The following is a 1,728-nucleotide window of genomic DNA, read 5'->3' as shown; positions in this document are numbered from 1 at the left end:
AAATGGCAGCAAAGGAAATCAAATTTGAGAGGGCGGCGCAGGACTCGATATTGAAGGGAGTAAATGCGCTGGCCAACGCGGTAAAGGCCACGCTGGGCCCCCGCGGAAGGAACGTGCTCATAGAGAAGACGTTCGGAGCGCCCGTGGTAACGAAGGACGGCGTAACCGTGGCCAAGGAAGTGGAGCTCGAAGACAAGTTCGAGAACATGGGCGCCCAGATGGTAAAGGAAGTGGCGTCTAAAACGAGCGACGTCGCCGGCGACGGCACGACGACCGCGACGGTCCTTGCCCAGGCTATATTCAGAGAGGGCATAAAGCTCGTAGCCGCGGGACACGACCCCATGAAGCTAAAGAGGGGCATAGACAAGGCGGTAGAAGTGGTAATAGAGAGCATAAGGAAACAGAGTAAGCAGGTAAAGGGCAGAACGGAGATAGCCCAGGTAGCGACGGTATCCGCAAACGGCGACTCGACGATAGGCAACATCATAGCCGACGCCATGGAGAAGGTGGGTAAGGACGGGGTTATCACGGTGGAAGAGGGAAGGAGCCTGGAGACAGAGCTCGACGTCGTAGAGGGTATGCAGTTCGACAGGGGATATCTGAGCCCGTACTTCATCACCGACCCGGAGAAGATGCACATTGAGCTCGAAGACCCGCTCATACTCATGTACGACAAGAAGGTAGCCAACATGAAGGACCTTGTTCCGCTCCTGGAAGAAGTGGCAAGGAGCACGAAGCCGCTGCTCGTAATGGCGGAGGACGTAGAGGGCGAAGCCCTTGCGACGCTCGTCGTAAACAAGCTGAGAGGCACCCTTAAGGCCGCCGCAGTAAAGGCCCCGGGGTTCGGGGACAGGCGTAAGGCTATGCTGGAAGACATTGCTATCCTCACGGGGGGCAAGGTAATAGCCGAAGAGGCGGGAATGAAGCTCGAGAACGCAAAGCTCCAGGACCTCGGCCGTGCGAAGAAGATAGTAATAGACAAGGATAATACGACGATAGTCGGCGGGGCCGGGAAGAAGGCCGAGATAGAGGGTCGGATAAGACAGATAAAGGCCCAGGTGGACGAGGCCAGCGGCGAGTACGACAGGGAGAAGCTCCAGGAAAGGCTCGCCAAGCTCGCAGGGGGCGTAGCTGTAATAAGGGTAGGGGCTGCAACCGAGGCCGAGATGAAGGAGAAGAAGGCCAGGGTGGAAGACGCCCTTAACGCCACGAGGGCCGCTGTGGAAGAGGGTATAGTGCCCGGGGGCGGAGTAGCGCTTATAAGGGCCATAAAGGCAGTTGACGGGTTCCAGGGGGCCGACGACGAGGAGAAGGCGGGAGTAAGCATAGTGAAGCGCGTACTCGAAGAGCCCCTGAGGGGAATCGCGGCCAACGCCGGATGGGACGGCTCTATAGTAGTGGGGAAGGTAAGCGAGGAGAAGGGTGCGGTAGGGTTCGACGCCGCGACCCTTACGTATACGGACCTCATAGAGGCCGGAATAGTGGACCCTGCGAAGGTTACGCGTAGCGCGATACAGAACGCCGCGAGCGTAGCTGGGCTCCTTCTTACGACGGAGGCCCTAATAGCCGAGAAGCCCCAGGCGAAGGAAGATGCAGGCGGAGCGCCGGGCATGGGGGGCATGGGCCACCCCGGCATGGGCATGATGTAATACCCAAACCAGAAAGAAACTAAAACTCTCAATCACAAGGCGGGCTCCCTCACAAGGGCAGCCCGCCTTTTTTATTGCC

Annotated in this window: 1 protein-coding gene; it reads left to right on the top strand. The window is 58.4% G+C overall.

Features of this window, described 5'->3' with window-relative positions; translation table 11 throughout:
* Positions 1-2 precede the first annotated feature (2 nt).
* Positions 3-1,649 (top strand): chaperonin GroEL, encoded by a 1,647-nt coding sequence (gene groL / locus PKC29_15595; protein HML96830.1) that lies wholly within the window; start codon positions 3-5, stop codon positions 1,647-1,649.
* Positions 1,650-1,728: the final 79 nt, after the last annotated feature.

This window comes from Thermodesulfobacteriota bacterium (assembly GCA_035325995.1).
In the GTDB taxonomy this organism is placed as follows: Bacteria; Desulfobacterota_D; UBA1144; order Nemesobacterales; family UBA2774; genus JADLGH01.
Note: the sequence above shows the minus strand (reverse complement) of the source record. Positions and strands in the feature narration are given on the sequence as shown.